Genomic DNA, 22,256 nt, shown 5'->3' on the forward strand with positions numbered 1-22,256 from the left:
AGCCCACCTTGCCGGCACGTCGCGCTTCCACTTCCGGCCGTCGTCCGTCACCGTGCGTCATCACCCGCGCGAATCGCTCCACCGTTTTCATCGCCCACGAAAAAGGGGCGGTCGCCCGCCCCTTCTCGTGATGACGCATTACGCGGAGGTCAGCGGACCTCGGCGATCTCCACGCCGTCCAGTCCCTGCGCCAGCGTGCGGGCGTCGCCGCCCTGGGCCAGCTTGATGCGCAGGCGCACTTCGTTCTGCGAGTCGGCGAAGCGCAGCGCATCCTCGTAGCTGATCTCGCCGGCCTGGTACAGCTCGAACAGGGCCTGGTCGAAGGTCTTCATGCCGAGGTTGGTGGACTCCTTCATCACTTCCTTCAGCTTGTGCACCTCGCCGTCACGGATGTAGTCCTGCACCAGCGGCGTGCCGAGCAGGATCTCCATCGCCACGCGGCGCGCCTTGCCGTCCGGCGTGGGGATCAGCTGCTGCGCCACCACGCCCTTGAGGTTCAGCGACAGGTCCATCAGCAGCTGCTGGCGGCGGTCTTCGGGGAAGAAGTTGATGATGCGATCCATCGCCTGGTTGGCGTTGTTGGCGTGCAGCGTGCATAGCACCAGGTGGCCGGTTTCGGCGAAGGCGATGGCGTGGTCCATGCCTTCGCGCGTACGCACCTCGCCGATCATGATCACGTCCGGCGCCTGGCGCAGGGTGTTCTTCAGCGCGGCTTCCCAGCTGTCGGTGTCGATGCCGACCTCGCGCTGGGTGATGATGCAGCCCTCGTGCTTGTGCACGAACTCGATCGGATCCTCGATGGTGATGATGTGGCCGGTCGAGTTCTGGTTGCGGTAGCCGATCATCGCCGCCAGCGAGGTGGATTTACCCGTGCCGGTGGCGCCGACGAACAGGATGATGCCGCGCTTGGTCATCGCCAGCGTCTTGATCACCGGCGGCAGGTTCAGCTCTTCGATGGTGGGGATGCGCGTCTCGATCCGGCGCAGCACCATGCCCACCTGGTTGCGCTGGTAGAAGCAGCTGACACGGAAGCGGCCCACGCCAGCCACGCCGATGGCGAAGTTGCACTCGTGGGTCTTCTCGAACTCCTCGCGCTGCGCCGGCGTCATCACGTTGAGCACCAGGTCGCGCGACTGCTGCGAGGTGAGCGGCGTCTGCGTGATCGGCGAGATCTTGCCGTGCACCTTGATCGACGGCGGCATGCCGGACGTGATGAACAGGTCCGACGCCTTCTGGTGCGCCATCAGCTTGAGGAACGAGGTGAAATCGATGGTGCTCATGGGTGGCTCCTGTGGAACCGGGAATAGGGAATGGGGAATGGGGAATCGTGCCGCTGCCCCCTTCCAACCCTTCCGTATCCCAGCTTTGAACTATTCCCGATTCTCTATTCCCAATTCCCACGTCGCTTCGATCATTCGAAGAGACGTTTCTCCTTGGCATATTCCTTGGCCTGCTGGCGCGTGATCAGGCTGCGCTTCACCAGGTCCTGCAGGTGCTGGTCGAGGGTCATCATTCCGTAGTTCTGGCCGGTCTGGATGGCCGAGTACATCTGCGCCACCTTGTCCTCGCGGATGAGGTTGCGGATGGCCGGGTTGCCCACCATGATTTCCCAAGCCGCGGTGCGGCCGCCGCCGATCTTCTTCAGCAGCGCCTGCGAAATGACCGCGCGCAGCGACTCGGACAGCATCGAGCGGACCATCGGCTTCTCGCCGGCGGGGAACACGTCGATGATGCGGTCGATGGTCTTGGCCGCCGAGCTGGTGTGCAGGGTGGCGAACACCAGGTGGCCGGTTTCCGCGGCGGTCAGCGCCAGGCGGATGGTCTCCAGGTCGCGCAACTCGCCGACCAGGATGTAATCGGGGTCTTCGCGCAGCGCCGAACGCAGCGCCTCGTTGAAGCCGTGCGTGTCGCGGTGCACTTCGCGCTGGTTGATCAGGCACTTCTGCGAGGTGTGCACGAATTCGATCGGATCCTCGACGCTGAGGATGTGGCCGTATTCGTTCTTGTTGATGTGGTCGATCATCGCCGCCAGCGTGGTCGACTTGCCCGAGCCGGTCGGGCCGGTCACCAGGATCAGGCCCTGCGGCTGCTGGATCAGCTCGCGGAACAGCGGCGGGCAGCCCAGGTCCTCCAGCGTCAGCACGTCGGACGGAATGGTGCGGAACACCGCACCGGCGCCACGGTTCTGGTTGAACGCGTTGACGCGGAAGCGCGCCAGCGACGGGATCTCGAACGAGAAGTCGACCTCGAGGAATTCCTCGAAATCGCGGCGCTGCTTGTCCGACATGATGTCGTAGACCAGCGAATGCACCTGCTTGTGGTCGAGCGCCGGGATGTTGATGCGGCGCACGTCGCCGTCCACGCGGATCATCGGCGGCAGGCCGGCTGACAGGTGGAGGTCGGACGCTTTGTTCTTTACCGAGAACGCCAACAGTTCGGCGATATCCATGACGCTGCTTCCCCAAGTTGCTGCGAACTGGAACCTTGATTCCCCGGAGGGCAGTATAGCGCCCTCATCGTTTCCGCCAATGGCTGGACCCACATGCTCGCCGGCACCCTCAGCGAGACCCTGCAACGCCTTGAAAACGCAGCGAATGCGGCACATCGGCCAGTCCCTGCGCTGTTGGCCGTGTCCAAGCGGCAGACCGCGGCGGCCGTCGGCGAACTGGCGCGTGCCGGGCAGCGTGCGTTCGGCGAGAACTACGTGCAGGAGGCGCAGGACAAGATCGGCGAACTGGCCGGCATGGGGCTGGAATGGCATCTCATCGGCCACCTGCAGTCCAACAAGGCCGACGTCGCCGCGCGCCTGTTCGACTGGGTGCAAACGGTCGACCGTCACAAATTGATCGGCGCGCTGTCACGGTATCGCCCTGCCGACCGCGCGCCCTTGAACGTACTGATCCAGGTGAACATCGACGACGAGGCGAGCAAGCATGGCTGCCGGCCGGAGGAGATCGACGCCCTGGCCGACGCCATCGCCGCCGAGCCGAGGCTGCGCCTGCGCGGCCTGATGGCGATCCCGGCACCGCATCCGGAGGCCGCCCGTCGTGTCGCCGCGTTCGCCCGCATGCAGGCGCTGCAGGATGCGCTGGCCGCACGGCATGCGCAGGTCGACACGCTGTCGATGGGCATGAGCGACGACTTCGCCCTGGCCATCGCGCACGGCGCCACGATGGTGCGCATCGGCACCGCGCTGTTCGGCGCGCGGCCGGCGAAGTGAGATAAGGAGAAGTCGGCATGGGCGAAGCGCACGGCCGTATCCACTTTCCCGGCAACCCGTGGCCGGAAGGCCATGCGCTGGCGGAGTTCGCGTGGACCGCACGCGTGATCGAGGGCGTGGTGTGGTGCGACCTGCACCTGCGCAGCGCGAACTACCAAGCCGAGCGTGCTATCGAGGAAGCGGAAGACGAGGACCACGAGAGCAGCTGGGAGGCGCCCGGCGTCTGGGGCAACTACCACCGCTGTACGCTGTCGTCCACGCACTGGGACAGCGACCGAGGCTTCCCATTCTGTTCCGTCGGCGATTTCACACCGGACTGGCTCGATGGACGGACGTTCGAGGTCGACACCATCACGACGGGCACGCTGGAAGGCATCGAACTCGACAATCTCGCCTTCCACCTTTACCTGCTCGGCCACGACAGCGTGGCCAACCACCGCATCACGTTCCGGCGAATCGGCGAGAGCGACCGCTTCGACATCGCCTGGAGTGGGGACATCGCCCTGACCTACGCCGGCGACGACCATCTCGCCCATCGCTTCGAAGCGCGCATCACCGCCGTCCCTTTTCCTACGCCCGCCTGAGGCCCACCATGTCTTCCTCGTCTTCCCCGCTGACCCATCCGCTGGCCTTCATCGGCGGCGGCAACATGGCGCGCAGCCTGATCGGCGGCCTGCTCACGCGCGGCGCCGATCCCTCGCGCATCCGCGTGGCCGAACCGGCCGATGCCCTGCGCGCCGCCCTGGCCGCCGACTTCGGCGTGCAGGTCTTCGCCGAGGCCAAGGAAGCCGCGCATGGCGCCGATACCTGGCTGTTCGCGGTCAAGCCGCAGGTGATGCGCGCCGTGTGCGAAGGCCTGGCGCCGCTGGCGCAGGCGCAGCGTCCACTGGCCGTGTCCATCGCCGCCGGCATCACCACCGCGCAGATGCAGCGCTGGCTGGGCGGCGGCGTGGCCGTCGTGCGCAGCATGCCGAACACCCCTGCCCTGCTGGGCGCCGGTGTCACCGGCCTGTACGCGAGCGACGAGGTCGACGATGCCGGTCGCCAGCGCACCGCGCTGCTGCTGTCCGCCGCCGGCCCGACGGTGTGGATCGATGCCGAAGCGAAGATGGATGCCGTCACCGGCGTGTCCGGCAGCGGTCCGGCCTACGTGTTCCTGCTGGCCGAAGCGATGGAGGCGGCGGCGGTGTCGGAGGGGCTGTCGCCCGAAGCGTCGCGTACGCTGGTGCTGCAGACCGTGCTGGGCGCGGCGCGCATGCTGACCGAGAGCGACGAGACGCCGGCCGAGCTGCGACGCCGCGTGACCTCGCCGAACGGCACCACCCAGGCCGCCATCGAGACCTTCCAGGCCGGCGGCTTCGAGGCGCTGGTAGCGAAGGCCGTGCATGCCGCGACCGTGCGCGGCGGTGAGCTGTCGGCGGCGAACGAGTGACGCTGCATCCCGTCCGGGCGGAACGCCGTATGCCTTCGCGTTGCCGAGGAGCCCTTGCCATGAAATGCATCGCCACCCTGTCCGCCATCGCGCTGCTGGGCCTGCTGTCGGCCTGCTCAGGCGGGGAAGCGCCGCGCACGGCGGAGTTCGTGCAGGCCTCGCCGGCCGAAGCCGACTTCGGCAACCTGCGCGTGCGCTACAACGCGCTGCCGACCCTGGCCCTGAGCGCGCCGGTGGCGCAGCAGTACGGCGTCCCGCGCGACGCCGACACCGCGCTGGTACTGGTGGCCCTGCGCGAGATCAAGGGCGGCGAGGAAGTGGATGCGGAAGGCGATGTAGCCGTCAGCGCGCACGATCTGTCCGGCACGCGGCAGACCCTCACACTGCGCAAGGTGGACGCCGGCGGCTACACCGACCATATCGGCACGGCGCGCATCTCGCCGCGCAACTCCTACCGCTTCGAGGTGGTGGTGACGGCGGGCGGGCGCACCGAAACGGTGAAGTTCCAGCGGAATTTCTGAGGCGAACAAAATTCGCCTGCAGGGCAGCCAGCCTGTGGGAGCGACGTAAGTCGCGATGAAGTACCGCGGTGGCCCATCGCGACTTACGTCGCTCCCACACATGACATCCCGCATCCGACCGATGCAGCACCCGCCGTCAGGCGTGCTTCGAGGCCCAGACCTGGATGATCGCCGCGATCGCCCGCACGCCATCGGTCAGCGCCGCCGGCCCCGGCTGCAGGATCAGCGGTGACTTGATCTCGTGCAGTTCGCCATCGCGCACCGCGGGAATGGCGTCCCAGCCGGGACGCGCGGCGACGCGGTCGGGGCGGAATTTCTTGCCGCACCAGGAGCCAAGGATGATGTCGGGCGCGCGGCGCACCACCTCGCTGCCATCGGCGAGGATGCGGTGCTTGGCCAGCGATTCCTTGGCCAGCTCCGGGAACACGTCGTCGCCGCCGGCGATCCCGATCAGCTCCGACACCCAGCGGATGCCGGTGATCTGCGGCTCGTCCCATTCCTCGAAATAGACCGTCGGCCGGCGCGGCAGCTGCGCGGCCTGCGCGCGCACCTCGTCCAGTCCACGCTGCAGCGCATCGGCATAGTCGTTGGCGCGCGCGGCGGCGCCCACCAGCGCACCGAGGCGACGCACGTAGTCGACGATGCCGTCCACGCTGCGGTGGTTGCTGATCCAGACCTCCACGCCCTGCCGCACCAGCTCGGCGGCGATGTCGGCCTGGATGTCGGAAAAGCCGATGGCCAGGTCGGGCTGCAGTTTCAGGATCTCGCCGATCTTCGCGCTGGTGAACGCACTGACCTTCGGCTTCTCCTTGCGCGCCTGCGGCGGCCTCACGGTGAAGCCGCTGATGCCGACGATGCGGTCCTGCTCGCCCAGCGCATACAGCGTCTCGGTGGGCTCTTCGGTCAGGCAGACGATGCGTCGTGGGCCCATCATTGCGACACCTGTCCTGTGGGAGCGACGTCAGTCGCGAGCTGTTGGAGTGCTGGGAAAAGCTCGCGACTTACGTCGCTCCTACAAGAGCCCTGCCTGTCGCTCACGGGAACAGCATCCGCTTGCTCCAGGCGCCGGCGCTGTCGCACTCGTAACGCCAGCGCTCGTGCAGGCGGAACTGGGCGCCGTACCAGAACTCGATCGCCTCCGGCGCCACTCGATAGCCGCTCCATCCCTCGGGCCGCGGCACGTCACTGCCGGCGAAGCGCGCTTCCATCTGGGCCACGCGCGTCTCGAAGGCCTCGCGCGAATCCAGCGTCTCAGACTGGATCGAAGCCCAGGCACCGAGCTGGCTCTGGCGCGGACGCGAGGCGAAGTAGGCGTCGGCCTCGGCCTCACTGACCGGCGCGACCGGGCCTTCCACGCGCACCTGGATGCCGGCCTCGCGCAGGCTGCGCCACAGGAACAGCAGCGCGGCGCGCGGGTTGTCGTGCAGTTCGCGGCCCTTCTGGCTGTGCGTGTGGGTGTAGAAGACGAAGCCGCGCTCGTCGAAGGCCTTCAGCAGCACGGTCCGCGCGGACGGACGGCCATCGCGCGTGGCGGTCGCCAGCGTCATCGCGTTCGGTTCCACTTCGGTACCGGCCGCCTTCGCCTCGCCGAACAGTGTGGCGAACGTGGACAGGGCTTCGGCGTACAGGTCGGTCATGGCGGTGTCGGGTCGGCGCCCGCGTGCCGGGCATGCGCTATTGTCGCGCGATGGCGCAGGCAACGCATCCCGATGGCTTTCCCGGCCCGCTGGTGGCCGCCGCGCTGGCCGCTGCACGTGCGCTGCCGGCGCCTACGCCCGTGTTCGCCATCAGTGGCCTGCAGGGCAGCGGCAAATCGACGTTGGTCGCACAGATCGCCGCGCAGGCCGAAGCCGCAGGCCTGCGCGTGGCCGTGCTGTCGCTGGACGACCTGTACCTGACGCAGGCAGAACGCCTGCGCCTGGCGCGCGACGTGCATCCGCTGCTGGCGACGCGCGGTCCGCCCGGCACGCACGACGTGGCGCTGGGCTGCCGCGTGCTGGATGCCCTGAAAGCGGGCGGGGACATCGACCTGCCGCGCTTCGACAAGCTGACCGATGATCGCGTGGCGGAAACCGCGTGGACGCGCGTGCGCGGACGCCTCGACCTGGTGCTGTTCGAGGGCTGGTGCGTAGGCGCCACGCCGGAAGACGACGCGGCGCTGGCCATGCCGATCAATGCACTGGAACGCGACGAAGACCGGGACGGCCGCTGGCGACGCCATTGCAACGACGCGCTGCGCCGCGATTATCCCGCGCTGTGGTCGCGCCTCGATGCGCTGTGGTTCCTGCAGCCGCCCGGCTTCGACATCGTGCGCAGTTGGCGCTGGCAGCAGGAACAGGCGATGGTGGCGCGCGCACCCGGCCGCCGCGGCATGGACCGCGCGCAACTGGACCGCTTCATCCAGCACTACGAACGCACCAGCCGCCACCTGCTGGCAACGTTGCCGGCGAGGGCGGATCGCACGATCCGGCTGGATGAGGATCGCCTGCCGCATCTGTAGGAGCGACGTCAGTCGCGACCGCACGCCATTGCACTTCGCAAAACGCGATAGCGCGCGCATGCAATGCGTGCCCCCCGCATTTTCCCGAGGTATCGGAGCCGCGGTCGCGACTGACGTCGCTCCTACAGGGGGTCCCGCCCCCTCAGGTCACCACAAAGCTGATCCGCAGGTTCACCCGCCACTCGGTGACGTTGCCGTCGTCGTCGGTGACCACCTTGATCTCGTTGACCCAGGCGCCCTTGATGTTCTTCACGGTCTCGGAGGTCTTCTTCAGGCCGACCTTGACGGCGTCTTCCATGCTGGTCTTCGACGACGCATTGACCTCGATGATCTTGGCGACGGACATGATGTTCCCTCTTCGGTTGCCCCGGCACGGCGCCGGACGACCACCGTAGACCTGCACGCGTTAAGTCCACGCCATGCGCGCGGGCGGTGCTAGCATCTGTCCCATCATGAATCCGGCCCCCAACCTGATCCTGGTCGGCCCCACTGGGGCGGGCAAGACCTCCATCGGCAAGCGCGTGGCCGAGCGCTTCGGGCTGGTGTTCGTAGATGCGGACCAGGCCATCGTGGACCGCACCGGCGCCAGCATCGCCACGCTGTTCGAGCACGTGGGCGAAGCCGGCTTCCGCGAGCGCGAGAAGGCCACGCTGCACGAGCTGCTGGCCGGCCATGGCCAGCTGGTGTCGACCGGCGGCGGCGCGGTGCTGGATGCCGATAACCGGATATGGATGAAACAGCGCGGCTACGTGGTCTACCTGCAGGTCAGCGTGGAGGCGCAGCTGAAGCGGCTGGGCCGCTGCACCAACCGCCCGCTGCTGCAGCGGCCGGACCGCGAGCAGGTGCTGCAGGACATGGCGGTGAAGCGCGAGCCGCTGTACCGCGACGTGGCCGACCTGACCCTGGACACCGACGGCCTGACGCCGCCCGAGGCCACCGTCCGCCTGACCCAGTTGCTGGCGCACCGCTGGCAGCCCATCGAAGAGAACGCATGAGCCACGCACGTACCGTCGATGTCGGCGGCGAGATTCCGTATTCCATCACCATCGGGCCGGGCCTGCTGGCCGACGGCGCCGCGCTGGCGCAGCACGTGCGCGGCCGCCACGTGCTGCTGGTCAGCGACTCGATCGTCGCGCCGCTGTACGCCGGCACCGTGCGCGAGGCCCTGCATGCGGCGCGGCCGGACCTGGCCATCGGCACCTTCATCCTGCCGGCCGGCGAGGAGTCGAAGACGCTGGCCCACTTCGGCCACGCCATCGAGGCGCTGGCCACGCTGGGCGCCACCCGCGACGCCTGCGTGGTGGCGCTGGGTGGCGGCGTGGTCGGCGATCTGGCCGGTTTCGCGGCCGCGTGCTGGATGCGCGGCGTGGACTGCGTGCAGGTGCCCACGACGCTGCTGTCGATGGTGGATTCGTCGGTGGGCGGCAAGACCGCGGTGGACATCCCGCAGGGCAAGAACCTGGTCGGCGCCTTCCATCCGCCGCGGGCGGTGTTCGCCGACACCGATGCACTGGCGACGCTGCCAGCGCGCGAACTGCGCGCCGGCCTGGCCGAAGTGATCAAGTACGGCGCCATCCGCGACGCGCGCTTCTTCCAGTGGCTGGAACAGGAACGCGACGCGCTGCTGGCGATGGACGCGGAGGCGCTCGCCCTGGCCATCGCCGCCAGTTGCGAGCACAAGGCCGAGATCGTCGCCCGCGATCCGCTGGAGAAGGGCGAGCGCGCGCTGCTGAACTTCGGCCACACCTTCGGCCATGCCGTCGAGACCGAACAGGGCTACGGCGGCGTCGGCAACGACAACCTGAACCATGGCGAGGCCGTGGCCGTGGGCATGGTGCTGGCCGCGCGGCTGTCGGCCGACCTGGGCATGGCGCCGGCGACCGACACCGCCCGGTTGGAAACCCTGCTGGCGGCCTGTGGGCTGCCGGTGCGGATACCGGCCGGCCTGGCCCCCGAGGCCCTGCTGGCCCGCATGCGGCTGGACAAGAAGAACGTGGCCGGCCGCCTGCGCCTGGTGCTGTGGCGCGGCCTGGGCCAGGCCGAGGTGGTACCGGATGTCGACGAGACCCGCGTGCTGGCCGTGCTGTCCGGCTAAAATGCCGCCATGCGCGTCTTCCTCCAGCAACGCCCCGACGCGGGCGAAGCGCCCCGCTACGTCCAGCTGACCCTGCAGCCCGATCTGTTCGGCGGCTGGGAGCTGCTGCGCGAAACGGGCCAGATCGGCGGCCGCGCGGCGCTCAAGCGCGAGCAGTACCTGCTGCAGGACGAGGCCAACGCCGCGTTCGAGAAGGCCCGCGACAGCCACCTAAAGCGTGGCTTCCAGCTGATGTTCGCCCGTGGCGCCGACGCGCCCAAGTAACCCTTTCCGGATTCCCCCGATGACCGTTTTGAAGAACGACCGCTTCCTGCGCGCGCTGCGCCGCGAACCCGTGGACCGCACGCCGGTGTGGCTGATGCGCCAGGCCGGCCGCTACCTGCCGGAGTACCGCGCGACCCGCAAGGAGGCCGGCAGCTTCCTGGGCATGGCGAAGAATCCGGAGGTCGCCTGCGAAGTGACGCTGCAGCCGCTGCGCCGCTTCGACCTGGACGCGGCCATCCTGTTCTCCGACATCCTGACCATCCCCGACGCCATGGGCCTGGGCCTGTACTTCGTCGAGGGCGAGGGCCCGAAGTTCGAGCGCACCGTGCGCAGCGCCGCCGACGCGGCGAAGCTGGGCGTGCCGGACATGGAAACCGAGCTGCGCTACGTGATGGACGCGGTGCGGGTGATCCGCCGCGAACTGGACGGCAAGGTGCCGCTGATCGGCTTCTCCGGCAGCCCGTGGACGCTGGCCTGCTACATGGTGGAAGGCGGCGGCAGCAAGGACTTCGCCCGCATCAAGGCGATGGCGCTGAACGATCCGGCCACGCTGCACCGGCTGCTGTCGGTGAATACCGATGCGGTGATCGCCTACCTCGCCGCGCAGCGCGCGGCCGGCGCGCAGGCCCTGCAGGTGTTCGACACCTGGGGCGGCGTGCTGAGTCCGGCGATGTACCGCGAGTTCTCGCTGCCCTACCTGCAGCGCATCGCGCAGGCACTCGACCGTGGCCAGGGCAGCGAACGCACTCCGCTGATCCTGTTCGGCAAGGGCACGGCGGCGTATCTGGAAGATCTGGCCGCCAGCGGCGCCGATGGCGTGGGCGTGGACTGGCTGGTCGAACTGGGCGAAGCCGCGCGCCGCACCCAGGGCAAGGTCGCGCTGCAGGGCAACCTGGACCCGGCCACGCTGTACGGCGCACCCGAGGCGATCCGCCGCGAAGTGCGCCGCGCACTCGACAGTTACCGCGACGGCAACGGTGGCTCGCGCGAGGGCCACGTGTTCAACCTTGGCCACGGCATGTCGCCGGACATGAATCCCGACCACGTCGCCGTGCTGGTGGACGAAGTCCACGCCTACAGCGCGCGCTGACGCCACCCGTTCTTCCCGCCGGAGTGACGCAATGGAATGCCGCCACCTGCTTGCCGTCGCCACCGCCGTCCTGCTGCTGGTCGCGGGCGCACGCGTCCGTGCCGGAGAGGCGGATGCACCGCGCCTGCTGCACGTGGCCGGCGGCGACTTTCCCGCGCTGGTGATGGTGGTGCCGGACGAGCACGCGGTGCACGGACTGCAGGCGCCGCCGACCTGCGAGCGCATCCGTGCGCGCCGCGTGGACGAACTGGCGCCGGGATGGCGAACCCGCGTGTCGCGCATCGAACTGGACTGCGAAGACACGCTGGCCGACGACGCAAAAGAGAGCCTAACTGCGGTGACCGCGCGCGCGCTGCTGCAGCCGGACCGCGTGCAGCTTGCCGGCCTGCCGGTGGCCGAGGTGCGGTTGATGGACTCGCAGCGCTGGGGCGACCACCAGTACGTGCTGGCGGCGCCATTCGCCGCCGCGGGCCCGGCGATCCGGCGTTTCGTCGAGGACAACTGCCTGGCCCGGACGCTGGCCGACGAAGCGCCGGCCACCGCCTGCACCATGCTGGAGGCCGACGACGGTCTCTACCTGCCCACCTCCGACGCCGGCGGCATCTGGATCCACGTCGATCCCGACGATGCCACCCGTACGCTGTATGTCGAAGCCTGGGCGGACTGATCCGATGCGTGTTTCCCTGCTTTTTCTTCTCCTGCTGGCGCCATCCGCACAGGCCGTCCCACCTGCACCATTTGCCGGCCAGTACGGCCATGGCGCGACCGCCGACAGCGACGAGGTGGTGTGGAGCGTGCAGGGCGAAGCGCCGTCGTGGCGCCTCACCCGCACCGCGGACGATGAGCAGGTGGACGCGCAGCGGATGCGCGCGCGCGGCCGCGAGGCGTTCTGGACCCGGATGGACTGGCCCGTCGACAGCAGCACGGACGCGGACTGCCTGACCTGGGGCGAGAAACCGGCGTCGCTGCAGGACCTGCTGGCGGACACACCGCCGGCGCCGCTGGCAGCTGGCGACGACTACGGCCTGGGCGTGCTGTGCCACGTGCCGGCACCGGCACGTTCGCGGATCGACTGGCTCGCGGGCAATGCCAGCGACTGGTTCTACTACGACCCGGTCGCGGGCGTGATGGAAGTGCGCCGGCTGCGCTGAGCCGGTCAGCCCACGCCGGAGCGCGGGCTGCCCAGGCGCGGCGTGGGGCCGTCGGCGTCGCCTTCCGGCAGCCGGTACTCGAAGCGGAGCTCGCGCATGCCCTCGGGCACGTCCGGTGTCATGTCCTCCGGCGGGTTGCAGCCGGCGATCCAGCGACCGCTCGCGCTGTACGCCATGAATTGCGCGATCACCGCCTGGCTCGAGCGGGCATCCACCGCCTCGACGCGATCAGCGAAGCCCACCGCCTGTGCCGCGCCATCGCCGCTGATGTCCAACAGCGCCCCTGCCGCCTTGGGGTCCGGTGCCGCGACCTGCACGATCGGCGGCGGCATCCAGCAGTCGCCCGTGCTGTACAGCCGGCTTTCGCGCACCAGTTGGACCGTGAAGTCCTTCAGTTCGGCATGCAGGTCCTCGGGCGTGTGCGCCGCTTCTTCGCCGCTGTAGCGGCCCTTGATGTAGTACAGGTCCTTCGCCAGCAAGGTCATCGCCGACGCATAGCGCGTGCCGTCGCGGGCGAGCACGAAGCCGGCCGAGTACAGCGTGGCGGGCCGGCGATCCTTGTCGCCGGAGAGCGCGATCTGCGACGTCTCCAGTTCGCCCGCCGGCAGCCCGTCGTTGCCCGGCAAAGCGCGGATGCCGTCGACGGTTCCCTGTGCCATCGCACGCACGCGCTCATCCGGCACGATGCCGGCCGGGTAGAAATAGACGTCGATCCAACGGTCGCGCAGGTCGCCATGCTGGTAGCGCACCGAGGCGCCCGCCTCGGCCTGTTCGTACAGGTGCTCGTCGCGAGCGACCCACTGACCGATCGTCAGCGGATACAGGATCCGGCTCTCCTGCAGGAAACCGCCGAGGAACGGGCGCTCGGCCTGCGTGTCGGCCGCCGACGCGTGCGAAGAAGCGAGGAGTGCCGCCAGCCCGCAGGCGACCCCCATGAGGATGCCGCGTGCCTTCCGGTTCCGTCCCTGGATCATGTGTGCTCTCCCTGTGTGTTGTTGTCCGGGGCTGTCGCCTCCCCGATCACCTTGACGATCGCCGCGACCAGCATGTCGCCGGTCACCGGCTTGCGTACGAAATCGTCGAATCCCGCCTGTCGCGCCAGCGGTTCGGCTTCGGCATCGGTGCGCGCGGTCAGTGCGATCAGCGGCGTGGTCACGCCATGCAGGCGCAGCTGCCGCGCCAGGGCCATGCCATCCAGGCCCGGCAGGTCGAGGTCGAGGAAAGCCACGTCGAACACCGCCGAGACCACCTCGGAGAGCGCGGCCAGACCATGCGGCGCGTGGGTCACCCGATGGCCGCGCGCGCGCAGCAGGCCGGCCACGACCTCGGCGACGGTCGCATCGTCTTCGACCAGCAGGATGTCCAGTGGCCCGACCGGCGCCGGAGCGTGTGCGGTGTCCACGGCGGACGAGGCATGCGCTTCGCCCTGCGCCAGCGGTTGCAGCGCGGGCAGGTCCACCGAGAACCGCGTGCCCCGGCCCGGCGCACTGTCGACCTCGATCTGCCCGCCCATCGCCACCGCCAGTTCCTGGCAGATCGCCAGGCCGAGGCCACTGCCGCCATAGCGCGCCGTGGTCTGCGCCCCTTCCGCCTGCTCGAAGCGGCGGAACAGCCGGGCCTGCTGCTCGGCGTTGATGCCGGGGCCGGTGTCGCCGACGGTCAGCCGCACGCCGTGCGGCGACAGCGGGACCGCGTGCAACGAAACATGGCCCGCTTCGGTGAACTTGATCGCATTGCCCAGCAGGTTGAGCAGGATCTGCCGCAGCCGCAGCGGATCGCCTCGCACCAGGTGCGGCACACCGGCGGCAATGCCGTCGTGGAAGGCGAGCCCGCGCTTGCCGGCCACCGGCCCCATCAGCGCGGCCACGTCGGCCAGCAGCGCGTGCAGGTCGAACTCGACCTGCTGCAGTTCCAGCTTGCCCGCCTCGATCTTCGCCAGGTCCAGCGCATCGTTGACCAGGCGCAGCAGGTGCGTGCCCGCGCGCTGGATGGCGTCGGCATAGCCCTTCTGCCGCTCGTCCAGCGGCGTGGCCTGCAGCAATTCGGTCATGCCCAGCACGCCGGTCATCGGCGTGCGGATCTCGTGGCCGAGCGTGGCCAGGAAGCGGGTCTTGGCCAGCGACGCCTGTTCGGCCAGTTCGCGCTTGTGTTCGGCCAGCTGCCAGGCACTGCGGCGGCTCACCCGCCGTCGGTATGCGGCGCCGGCCATCAGCAGCAGCACCACGCCCAGCGCCGCGAACAGCGCCATGCCCCACGGACTGCGCCACCACGGCGGCAGCACGTGCACCGGCAGCACGAGTTCGCGCGAGGCGTTGCCGGCGGCATCGTAGGCCTGTACGCGCAGCGTGTAGCGGCCCGGCGTGAGCGTGGAGAACACGCGTTCGCCCGTGGCGCCCTGCTCGAGCCAGCTGCTGTCGAAGCCTTCCAGCATGGAGCGGTAGCGGTTGCCCAGCGGATTCTCGTAACTCAGCAGGCGGGTGCCGACCAGCAACTCGTGGTCGTCGGGCTGCAGCACCAAAGGCTGGTCGATCCGCAGCGGCCGGATGTCGTCGCCACGGCTCACCTGCAGGCTGTCCAGCACCAGGTTCGGGGTCACCGGCCGCGGGTCCGGCAGGTGCGTGTCGAGCAGCGCGACCGAACCGTCGGCCGCCGTGCTCGCCAGCAGACCGTCCACCGTCATCAACAGGCCGCGGTCGTTGAGTTCCTGGCTCAGCAGGCCTTCGCGCACGCCGAAGTTGCGCAGCAGCGCGCGCGAACCCTGCAGGTTGGGATCGATGCGGAACAGGCCACGGCGCGTACCCAGCCACACGCGCCGCTGCGGATCCACCGCCAGGCCGGTCGACTCGAGCGCCGGCAATCCCTCCGCGGCCCCGATGCGGCGCTCGCGTAGCCAGCGCCCGCCCTGGCGGCGCCAGGCTTCCACGCCGGACATGCGGTGCAGCCACAGGCGGTCGGCATGTTCGAAGGCGAAGGCGTACACGCGCTCACCGCCCATCGCCTCCATCGCGACGAAGCGCTCCGCCGCCGCGTCCCAGGCCATCATCCCGGCGGCACCGCCGAGCCAGACGCGCCCGTCCGGCGACACCGCGAGACCTTCGATGTCGGGCAGGCCGCTGCCGTCTTCCTGCTTGACGAGGGTGCGCAGCACGCGACCGCTGGTCAGATCGCGCTGCTGCACGCTGCCCATCTGCGACACCAGCCACAGGGTGTTGTCCGGCGCCTCGACCAGCCAGTCGATCGAGGTGCTGTCGGGCACCGCGTCCTCGCCGCCCTGCCCCCACTGCCGCAGGGCGCCAGTGCGGGGATCCACCCGGATCAGGCCACTGCGATGGCCGATCCACAGCAGGCCATGGCGGTCCTGGCGCAGCGAGGTGATCCGCAATTCGCCCAGCAGCGCGGCGTGATGCGGCAACGGCGTCACGTGTCCGCCGCGCGTATCCAGCCGTTCCACCTTGCCGGTGCTGCTGGCGATCCAGATGCCGTCGGCGCCGGCCTGCGACAGGCCACGGTAGAGCCCGCCCCCCAATCCCTGCGCCGACGAGAACGCCGCGATCCGTCGCCAGTCCGAGCGCAGGTACGCCAGGCCGCGCGTCGGCACCGGCACCCATAAACCACCGTCCGGCAGCGCCAGCACGGTCTGCAGCACGCGGCCGATGCCTACGTTCTGCGCGTCGTAGTTCACCGGCGCGGGGGCGCGGTCGCCTTCGGTACGCCACAGGCCGCCCTGGCTGGCGAGCCAATACTCGCCCTGGCCATCGCTGGTCATCGCGATCAATGCATTGGGCCGCGCGAACATCGGCGACCACGGCGGCGACATCCAGCCGCCCTGCGGCGACCAGCGATGCACGCCATCGGACGCGCCCACCCACACCGCGTCCGCGTCGGCGGTCACCGAATAGATGATCAGGCCATCGCCACCCGGCAGCGCCAGCCGGCGCAGCCGCCCGCCCTCGTAGCGCGCCAGCCCACCCATGGTGCCGATCCACAGCACGCCCTTCGCATCGAACGCCAGCGACAGCACGCTGTCCGACGGCAGGCCGTCCTCGCCTTCCGCCGCGGCCGCGAAACGGGTGATGCGGCCGTCGGCTGCCAGCCGGTGCAGGCCACCGCCGAAGGTGCCGAACCACACGTCATCGCCGCGGCTGGTGATGGCGAACACGTCGTCGCTGCCCATCTGCGGATGCTGCGCCTGGCGGTAATGGCGGAACCCGCGACGGTCGGCCTCCATCACGCTGAGGCCGCCGTTCTCGGTGGCCACCCAGATGCGGTCGCGGGCATCGATATGCAGCGCCTGCACCACGTTGCCGGCCAGCGAGGCCGGATCGGCCGGATCGTGGCGCCAGACCTTGAAGCTGACGCCGTCGTAGCGCGCCAGGCCGTCCCAGGTAGCGATCCACAGATGCCCTGCGCGGTCGCGCGCCAACGCGGGAATGGTGGTGGAAGGCAGGCCGTCGCCGGCACCGAGCAGGCGGAAGCGCGGGATCTCGGGCACGGCGGCAGGCGCGGACGCGCACAACAGCAGGCAGCACAGCAGCAAGCCCCACGCACGCATCGCCATTCCTGCCCGCCCCTCGTTCCGTGGTCGCCCCTGCCGGGCATCGTCGCAACGGACCGTTGCAGGCGCAAGCGGGGTATCTTCATGGGCCGGCCCCTAGAATCCGTCCCCATGCCCGGATCCACCGCCCGTCGCGCGCTGTTGCGCCTCCTCTGCCTGCTGGCGTTGCTGCCTGCGGCGGCGTTCGCACGCGACACCCTCGCCGAGTACACGCTGGACCCGGTGCACACGCGGGTGATGTTCGCCATCTCGCACGCCGGCTTCTCCAACGCACTGGGCACCGTGTCCGGCAGCACCGGCACCGTCGTGTTCGATCCGGACGACTGGACCCGCGCGCGCGTCGAGGTCCGCGTGCCGATCGCACGCACCGACCTGGGCGATGCCGACTGGAACAAGGCCACACTGGCGAAGTCGCTGCTGGACGCCGAAGGCCATCCCGAGGCCCGCTTCGTCTCGACCCGGGTGGAACCGGTCGACGCGACGCATGCGAAGGTGCATGGCGACCTCAGCCTGCGCGGCGTGACCCGCGCGGTCGTCCTCGACGTCACCCTCAATGCCGCCAAGCGCCACCCCATGCCACCGTTCCGGCGCACCGTGGGCTTCACCGCGACCACGACACTCAGCCGCGCCGACTTCGGCATCACCGCGTGGAAATCGGTGATCGGCGACGAGGTGGCGCTGCGCATCGAAGCCGAGGCCACCTACGACGGCAAGGCCGACGAGGAAACCGAGACGGAAACCGCCCCTGCCCTGCCCGCACCCGCCAGCCCGGAGCCGACGCCATGACCCTGAAGAACACCGACGACCGCTGGGGCGCCGTCAGCCAGCTGTTCCACTGGCTCATCGTGGTGCTGATCCTGGTGATGGCCTACCTGGGCCTGACCATGGGCGACCTGCCGAACGGGCCGCGCAAGATCGACATCTATGCCCTGCACAAGTCGATCGGCCTGACCATCCTGGCGCTGGTGGTGCTGCGCGTGCTGTGGCGGCTGTACGCGGGCGCGCCGGCGCCGGTCGCCGGCACGCCGACCTGGCAGCAGCGCATCGCCTCGGTGACGCACGTCCTGCTGTATGCGCTGCTGTTCGCCATCCCGCTGTCGGGCTGGGTGCTGAATTCGTCGGCCGGCTATCCGCTGCAGTGGTTCAAGCTGTTCAACCTGCCCGCCATCACCGGCCGCAGCGACGGCGTGCACGAAGCCGCCGAAGGCGCGCACGAACTGCTGTTCTGGGTGCTGGTGGTGCTGGTGCTGGCCCACGCCGGCGCCGCGCTGTACCACCATCTGTTCCAGGGCGACGCCACGTTGCGCCGCATGTTGCCGGGCAAGCGCGCCGTCGCTGCCGCCCCGATCCCCTCTTCCCCCGTCCCGCAGGATTCCCCCGATGAAAACCGCTGACCGCGCGCGCCTGGCGCTCGCCTCCCTGCTGCTGGCCGCCACGCCGGCCCTGGCCGCCGACTACGTGCAGGCGCCGGGCTCCACGCTGGTGTTCGCCAGCAACTACCAGGGCGAGACGTTCACCGGCAAGTTCGGTGGTTTCACCACCACGCTGAGTTTCGATCCGGCACAACTCGCCACCAGCAAGCTCGATGTCGCCATCCAGCTCGCGGGCACGCAGACCGGCAACGGCGACCGCGACGGCACGCTGGTGTCGGCTGACTTCTTCAACGTGGCCAAGTTCGCACAGGCGCGCTACACCGCGACCAAGCTCCGTTCGCTGGGCGGCAACCAGTACGCCGCCGACGGCACGCTGTCGCTGCGCGGCGTCAGCAAGCCAGTCACGCTGACCTTCACCTGGACGCCGGGCACGCAACCCGTACTGACCGGGAAGGCGACGGTGAAGCGGCTGGACTTCGGCGTGGGCGGCGGCGAGTGGGCCGACACGTCGACGATTCCGAATGAGGTCGCGATCAGCACGAAGGTCGTGCTGAAGCCCAAGCCCTGACGCAGGACGGCGTCAGCCGCCCGATACCGGCGGAATCCCGAAACACCCGCGCCGGCCCGCCGCGTCGGTGAGGCAACCGCGATGATGGCCGCGCGCGCGCGCGGCCTCATCGTCGGCACGGACAACCAGGCCGAACACCTCGCCCGTCCGGGTCAGCAGCACGGCTTCCCAGATCGTGTCGTGGCCGCCCAACTGCAGGAACGCGCGCGCATCGTCGTCCGCCTTGTGCAGCGGCGCATCCGCGGCGTCGCGCAGCATGCGGCGCAGGTTTTCCAGATCGAGACGCCCCGGCGCGCTGCTCGTCGCCTTCAGCAGCACGATGCGCTCGATGCTGTCCGCCGGCAGCACCTGCGCCAGCGTGCGTCCCTCCCACGCGAACGTGCCGGCCGAACCGGCGCCGGCCTTGGCCAGGTCGACATCGGCCGCCGCGGCGCTTCCCGAGGCCATGCCCAGCAGCGCGACCCAGCGGGACAAGCCGCCCAGGATCATGGCAGCCAGGCCTTCACGCGGTCCGCGCTGAACGGCCAGTCCAGTTCCGCACCCGTGTCGCTGCGATGCAGCACCGGCACGCGGATACCGTAACGCGCTTCCAGCGCTTGGTCGTCATCGATGAAAACGCTCTCGAACTCGGGAATGCGCGCCTCGGCGAGCACGTCCAGTGCCAGATCGCACAGATGGCAGTCGTCGCGTTGATAGAGGATCAGGGGCATGGGGATTGAGGAATGAAGGGCGTCCGGCGTCTACGTGCTTAGAATAGCGGCCTTTCCGCGGTGGTTCGCAGCATGGCAGTCAGCACGTTCGACCTGTTCAAGATCGGCATCGGGCCGAGTTCGTCGCACACCGTGGGCCCGATGCGGGCGGCGGCGCGCTTCGTCGCGCGCTGGCTGGTCGATGCCGACCGCCTGCAGGACGTGGTGCGCATCCGCGCCGAAGTGTTCGGTTCGCTGGCGTTGACCGGTCGCGGCCACGGCACCGACAAGGCCGTGCTGATGGGGCTGGAAGGCCACTATCCCAACGAGATCGACCCGGACGTCATCCCGCCGGCGCTGGACCGCATCCGCAGCGGCAAGCGCATCCTGCTGGGCGGCACGCACGAAGTCGCCTTCGACGAGAAGCGCGACCTGCTGATGAACAAGCGACAGAAGCTGCCGTACCACACCAACGGCATGCGCTTCACCGCCTTCGATGCGAACGACGAGGTGATCGCCACGCGCGACTACTACTCCGTGGGCGGCGGCTTCGTGGTCAACCAGGACGATGCGGCGGTGGACCGCATCGTCGCCGACGAAACACCGCTGCCGTATCCGTTCAAGAGCGGCGACGAGTTGCTTGCGCAGTGCCAGCGCAGCGGGTTGAGCATCGCCGCGATGATGTTCGAGAACGAGAAGGCCTGGCGCAGCGAGGAGGAGATCCGCGCCGGCCTGCGCGCGATCTGGAACGCGATGCAGTCGTGCATGGAGCGCGGCATCCGCCAGGAAGGTACGCTGCCGGGCGGCCTGCATGTCTCGCGCCGCGCGCCCGCGCTGCATCGCGAGCTGTCCAGCAAGCCCGAAGCCGCCATGCGCGATCCGCTGACGGTGCTCGACTGGGTCAACCTGTACGCGCTGGCGGTGAACGAGGAGAACGCCGCCGGTGGTCGCGTGGTCACCGCGCCCACCAACGGCGCGGCCGGCATCATCCCGGCGGTACTGCATTACTACGACCGTTTCTGCCCGGGCAACAGCGAACAGCGCGTGTTCGACTTCCTGCTGACGGCGGCGGCCATCGGCATCCTCTACAAGGAGAACGCCAGCATCAGCGGCGCCGAAGTCGGCTGCCAGGGCGAAGTGGGCGTGGCCTGTTCGATGGCCGCCGGTGGACTGGTCGCCGCGCTGGGCGGCACGCCGAGCCAGATCGAGAACGCGGCCGAGATCGGCATGGAGCATAACCTCGGCCTGACCTGCGACCCGATCGGCGGCCTGGTGCAGATCCCCTGCATCGAGCGCAACGCAATGGGCGCGGTGAAGGCCATCAACGCCAGCCGCATGGCGATGCGCGGCGATGGCAAGCACAAGGTCTCGCTTGACAAGGTCATCAAGACCATGCGCGACACCGGGCGCGACATGCAGGACAAGTACAAGGAAACGAGTCGGGGTGGGTTGGCGGTGAATGTGATCGAGTGTTAGGCGGGACTGGCAGTCTGCGCTAGCATTGAACCGGTCTCGGGGAGAGACCTTACAAAGAAGGGGATATTTATGAAGATTTTGATAGCCGCAGCCACTGCTGCTTTGATGTTGTCCGGCTGCGCCACAAGCAAGAGCTGGTCCGCTACGGGCGGTAGTCGTGCTGATGCCACCGTTAGACTTTCATACGAGTATGGTTCGTTTGAAAAGCCTCAGACCAACGAAGCAGAGGCGCTCAATCTGGCGGTTTCTCGCTGCAAAACTTGGGGCTATACGGGCGCAGAGGCATTTGGTGGTGTTACTCAGCAGTGCAACATGCCCGGCGGCATGGGTGGCTGTCAGCGCTGGCTCGTTACAAAAGAGTTTCAGTGCACTGGCATGGGCAACAAAGATCCCGGCACAAACTGAAATTTGTACACAAGAGTTTATTGAAGCCAGCGTCGCGGCGCGGCGCGGCTTAAACTTTTTGTTAGCCAACTAAGGAGAGGCTCATGGCACACGAAGTCACTATGGACATTTCGACCAAGTTCTTGCTCCATAAAGACGTGACCATCGACGTAAAGAAGGACGGCCGCAAGCTTGGAACTGCATTAATCAGCAAAGGCAATATCGAATGGGTTCCGGCCGGAAACTCAGTGAACAAGAAACGCCTCTCTTGGGCGAAGTTCGCTGAGCTGATGGTGGCTGAGGGTAAAGACGTTCGGATTGGCTAGCAGCGTAGCCCTGGTAAGCGAAGCGCACCCGGGGTCCGACACGCCGACGCACCCCCGGGTGCGGCCTTCGACCTTACCCGGGCTACTCGACTTCGACAGTCCTTTTGATAGTCGTCCCAACATCCCGTTCGTGGTGAGCCTGTCGAACCACGCTCTTCACTACAGAGCAGGATCAGTTTGAGCTGCCGACCGTCCGCAAAGAGCGTGGTTCGACGGGCTCACCACGAACGGGATCCAGGGGCGTAGCCCGGGTAGAGCGCAGCGAAACCCGGGACCCGACGCGCCGACGCACTTCCCCGGGTGCGGCCTTCAGCCCTACCCGGGCTACGCAAGTGCGGCAGCCCTTCAGATAGTCGTCCCAACATCCCGTTCGTGGTGAGCCTGTCGAACCACGCTTTTCACGGTAAAGCGGGACTGGCTTGATCCGCCGACCGCCCGCAAAGAGCGTGGTTCGACAGGCTCACCACGAACGGGATCCAGGGACGTAGCCCGGGTACAGCGCAGCGAAACCCGGGACCCGACGCACCGACGCACTCCCCCGGGGTCCTTCGGCCTCACCCCGGGCCACACGGCTTCGCCCGCGTTGGCCACCCAACTGCGCCATCCCCGTTA

General features: G+C 68.7%; 26 protein-coding genes. 17 read left to right on the forward strand and 9 right to left on the reverse strand.

Annotated features, from left to right (window positions below):
• Nucleotides 1–149 precede the first annotated feature (149 nt).
• Both MMG85_RS06775 and MMG85_RS06780 read right to left on the reverse strand, forming a co-directional pair.
• Nucleotides 150–1,280 carry a PilT/PilU family type 4a pilus ATPase gene (locus MMG85_RS06775; protein ID WP_055936448.1) on the reverse strand — a complete coding sequence of 377 codons (1,131 nt, stop codon included), beginning with the start codon at nt 1,278–1,280 and terminating at the stop codon, nt 150–152.
• Nucleotides 1,281–1,411: 131 nt separating this feature from the next.
• Entirely contained in the window at nt 1,412–2,449 is a 1,038-nt protein-coding gene (locus MMG85_RS06780; protein ID WP_241045348.1) for a type IV pilus twitching motility protein PilT, read from the reverse strand.
• Between the two features lie 93 nt (nt 2,450–2,542).
• Here MMG85_RS06780 and MMG85_RS06785 point away from each other — a divergent pair, with 93 nt between their 5' ends.
• Genes MMG85_RS06785 through MMG85_RS06800 form a run of 4 tightly spaced genes read left to right on the forward strand, consistent with a single transcriptional unit; the run spans nt 2,543 to nt 5,173 of the window.
• On the forward strand, nt 2,543–3,220 hold the full coding sequence (locus tag MMG85_RS06785; RefSeq protein WP_241045349.1) for a YggS family pyridoxal phosphate-dependent enzyme: 678 nt from the start codon (nt 2,543–2,545) through the stop codon (nt 3,218–3,220).
• A 17-nt stretch (nt 3,221–3,237) separates the two neighbouring features.
• Nucleotides 3,238–3,804, forward strand: coding sequence for a hypothetical protein (locus MMG85_RS06790; protein WP_241045350.1), 567 nt, complete (start codon nt 3,238–3,240; stop codon nt 3,802–3,804).
• An 8-nt stretch (nt 3,805–3,812) separates the two neighbouring features.
• A complete protein-coding gene (gene proC, locus MMG85_RS06795) occupies nt 3,813–4,652 on the forward strand; it encodes a pyrroline-5-carboxylate reductase (protein ID WP_241045351.1) in 840 nt (279 codons plus the stop codon).
• Between the two features lie 59 nt (nt 4,653–4,711).
• The gene (locus tag MMG85_RS06800; RefSeq protein ID WP_241045352.1) at nt 4,712–5,173 is read left to right on the forward strand and encodes a DUF4426 domain-containing protein; all 462 of its coding nucleotides are present in this window, start codon (nt 4,712–4,714) and stop codon (nt 5,171–5,173) included.
• A 136-nt stretch (nt 5,174–5,309) separates the two neighbouring features.
• On the opposite strand, the gene MMG85_RS06805 is transcribed toward MMG85_RS06800, so the two are convergent.
• Both MMG85_RS06805 and pdxH read right to left on the reverse strand, forming a co-directional pair.
• On the reverse strand, nt 5,310–6,104 hold the full coding sequence (locus tag MMG85_RS06805) for a cobalamin-binding protein (RefSeq protein WP_241045353.1): 795 nt from the start codon (nt 6,102–6,104) through the stop codon (nt 5,310–5,312).
• A gap of 103 nt (nt 6,105–6,207) precedes the next feature.
• Complete coding sequence (pdxH, locus tag MMG85_RS06810; protein ID WP_241045354.1) at nt 6,208–6,810, reverse strand: pyridoxamine 5'-phosphate oxidase; 603 nt, start codon at nt 6,808–6,810, stop codon at nt 6,208–6,210.
• A 32-nt stretch (nt 6,811–6,842) separates the two neighbouring features.
• On the opposite strand from pdxH, the gene MMG85_RS06815 reads away from it, so the two are divergent.
• Nucleotides 6,843–7,673 carry a kinase gene (locus MMG85_RS06815; RefSeq protein ID WP_241045355.1) on the forward strand — a complete coding sequence of 277 codons (831 nt, stop codon included), beginning with the start codon at nt 6,843–6,845 and terminating at the stop codon, nt 7,671–7,673.
• 142 nt (nt 7,674–7,815) lie between these two features.
• Here the strand turns inward: MMG85_RS06815 and MMG85_RS06820 are convergent, their stop codons facing one another.
• Complete coding sequence (locus MMG85_RS06820) at nt 7,816–8,019, reverse strand: dodecin family protein (RefSeq protein ID WP_055936466.1); 204 nt, start codon at nt 8,017–8,019, stop codon at nt 7,816–7,818.
• 106 nt (nt 8,020–8,125) lie between these two features.
• On the opposite strand from MMG85_RS06820, the gene MMG85_RS06825 reads away from it, so the two are divergent.
• Genes MMG85_RS06825 through MMG85_RS06850 form a run of 6 tightly spaced genes read left to right on the forward strand, consistent with a single transcriptional unit; the run spans nt 8,126 to nt 12,273 of the window.
• The gene (locus MMG85_RS06825; protein WP_241045356.1) at nt 8,126–8,668 is read left to right on the forward strand and encodes a shikimate kinase; all 543 of its coding nucleotides are present in this window, start codon (nt 8,126–8,128) and stop codon (nt 8,666–8,668) included.
• Nucleotides 8,665–9,768, forward strand: a complete 1,104-nt coding sequence (gene aroB, locus MMG85_RS06830; RefSeq protein ID WP_241045357.1) for a 3-dehydroquinate synthase — start codon at nt 8,665–8,667, stop codon at nt 9,766–9,768. Before MMG85_RS06825 ends, aroB begins: the two co-directional genes overlap by 4 nt.
• Nucleotides 9,769–9,777: 9 nt before the next feature.
• Nucleotides 9,778–10,032 (forward strand): WGR domain-containing protein, encoded by a 255-nt coding sequence (locus MMG85_RS06835; protein ID WP_055936474.1) that lies wholly within the window; start codon nt 9,778–9,780, stop codon nt 10,030–10,032.
• Nucleotides 10,033–10,051: 19 nt separating this feature from the next.
• A complete protein-coding gene (hemE, locus tag MMG85_RS06840; protein ID WP_241045358.1) occupies nt 10,052–11,122 on the forward strand; it encodes a uroporphyrinogen decarboxylase in 1,071 nt (356 codons plus the stop codon).
• Between the two features lie 31 nt (nt 11,123–11,153).
• A complete protein-coding gene (locus tag MMG85_RS06845) occupies nt 11,154–11,789 on the forward strand; it encodes a hypothetical protein (RefSeq protein ID WP_241045359.1) in 636 nt (211 codons plus the stop codon).
• Between the two features lie 4 nt (nt 11,790–11,793).
• A complete protein-coding gene (locus MMG85_RS06850; protein ID WP_241045360.1) occupies nt 11,794–12,273 on the forward strand; it encodes a hypothetical protein in 480 nt (159 codons plus the stop codon).
• 5 nt (nt 12,274–12,278) lie between these two features.
• Here MMG85_RS06850 and MMG85_RS06855 read toward each other — a convergent pair whose 3' ends face one another.
• Together MMG85_RS06855 and MMG85_RS06860 are read right to left on the reverse strand one after the other, a co-directional pair.
• Complete coding sequence (locus MMG85_RS06855) at nt 12,279–13,247, reverse strand: hypothetical protein (RefSeq protein ID WP_241045361.1); 969 nt, start codon at nt 13,245–13,247, stop codon at nt 12,279–12,281.
• Nucleotides 13,244–16,825, reverse strand: a complete 3,582-nt coding sequence (locus tag MMG85_RS06860; protein ID WP_241045362.1) for a hybrid sensor histidine kinase/response regulator — start codon at nt 16,823–16,825, stop codon at nt 13,244–13,246. The genes MMG85_RS06855 and MMG85_RS06860 overlap by 4 nt, the downstream gene beginning before the upstream one ends.
• 114 nt (nt 16,826–16,939) lie before the next feature.
• On the opposite strand from MMG85_RS06860, the gene MMG85_RS06865 reads away from it, so the two are divergent.
• From MMG85_RS06865 to MMG85_RS06875, 3 genes are read left to right on the forward strand one after another with little or no spacing between them, the layout of a single operon-like run.
• Nucleotides 16,940–17,614, forward strand: coding sequence for a YceI family protein (locus MMG85_RS06865; protein WP_241045363.1), 675 nt, complete (start codon nt 16,940–16,942; stop codon nt 17,612–17,614).
• Nucleotides 17,611–18,222, forward strand: coding sequence for a cytochrome b (locus MMG85_RS06870; RefSeq protein ID WP_241045364.1), 612 nt, complete (start codon nt 17,611–17,613; stop codon nt 18,220–18,222). Before MMG85_RS06865 ends, MMG85_RS06870 begins: the two co-directional genes overlap by 4 nt.
• Nucleotides 18,209–18,769 carry a YceI family protein gene (locus MMG85_RS06875; RefSeq protein WP_241045365.1) on the forward strand — a complete coding sequence of 187 codons (561 nt, stop codon included), beginning with the start codon at nt 18,209–18,211 and terminating at the stop codon, nt 18,767–18,769. The genes MMG85_RS06870 and MMG85_RS06875 overlap by 14 nt, the downstream gene beginning before the upstream one ends.
• Nucleotides 18,770–18,781: 12 nt before the next feature.
• Here MMG85_RS06875 and MMG85_RS06880 read toward each other — a convergent pair whose 3' ends face one another.
• Entirely contained in the window at nt 18,782–19,243 is a 462-nt protein-coding gene (locus MMG85_RS06880) for a hypothetical protein (RefSeq protein WP_241045366.1), read from the reverse strand.
• Between the two features lie 11 nt (nt 19,244–19,254).
• Complete coding sequence (locus MMG85_RS06885; RefSeq protein WP_241045367.1) at nt 19,255–19,479, reverse strand: glutaredoxin family protein; 225 nt, start codon at nt 19,477–19,479, stop codon at nt 19,255–19,257.
• 72 nt (nt 19,480–19,551) lie between these two features.
• Between MMG85_RS06885 and MMG85_RS06890 the strand changes: the two genes are divergently transcribed.
• The 3 genes from MMG85_RS06890 to MMG85_RS06900 all read left to right on the forward strand — a co-directional run bounded on the left by MMG85_RS06890 (nt 19,552) and on the right by MMG85_RS06900 (nt 21,644).
• A complete protein-coding gene (locus MMG85_RS06890) occupies nt 19,552–20,934 on the forward strand; it encodes an L-serine ammonia-lyase (RefSeq protein WP_241045368.1) in 1,383 nt (460 codons plus the stop codon).
• Nucleotides 20,935–21,003: 69 nt separating this feature from the next.
• The gene (yecR, locus tag MMG85_RS06895) at nt 21,004–21,339 is read left to right on the forward strand and encodes a YecR family lipoprotein (RefSeq protein WP_241045369.1); all 336 of its coding nucleotides are present in this window, start codon (nt 21,004–21,006) and stop codon (nt 21,337–21,339) included.
• A gap of 83 nt (nt 21,340–21,422) precedes the next feature.
• Nucleotides 21,423–21,644 (forward strand): hypothetical protein, encoded by a 222-nt coding sequence (locus MMG85_RS06900; RefSeq protein ID WP_241045370.1) that lies wholly within the window; start codon nt 21,423–21,425, stop codon nt 21,642–21,644.
• Nucleotides 21,645–22,256 lie beyond the last annotated feature (612 nt).

Source organism: Pseudoxanthomonas sp. LH2527, assembly GCF_022539275.1.
GTDB lineage: Bacteria > Pseudomonadota > Gammaproteobacteria > Xanthomonadales > Xanthomonadaceae > Pseudoxanthomonas_A.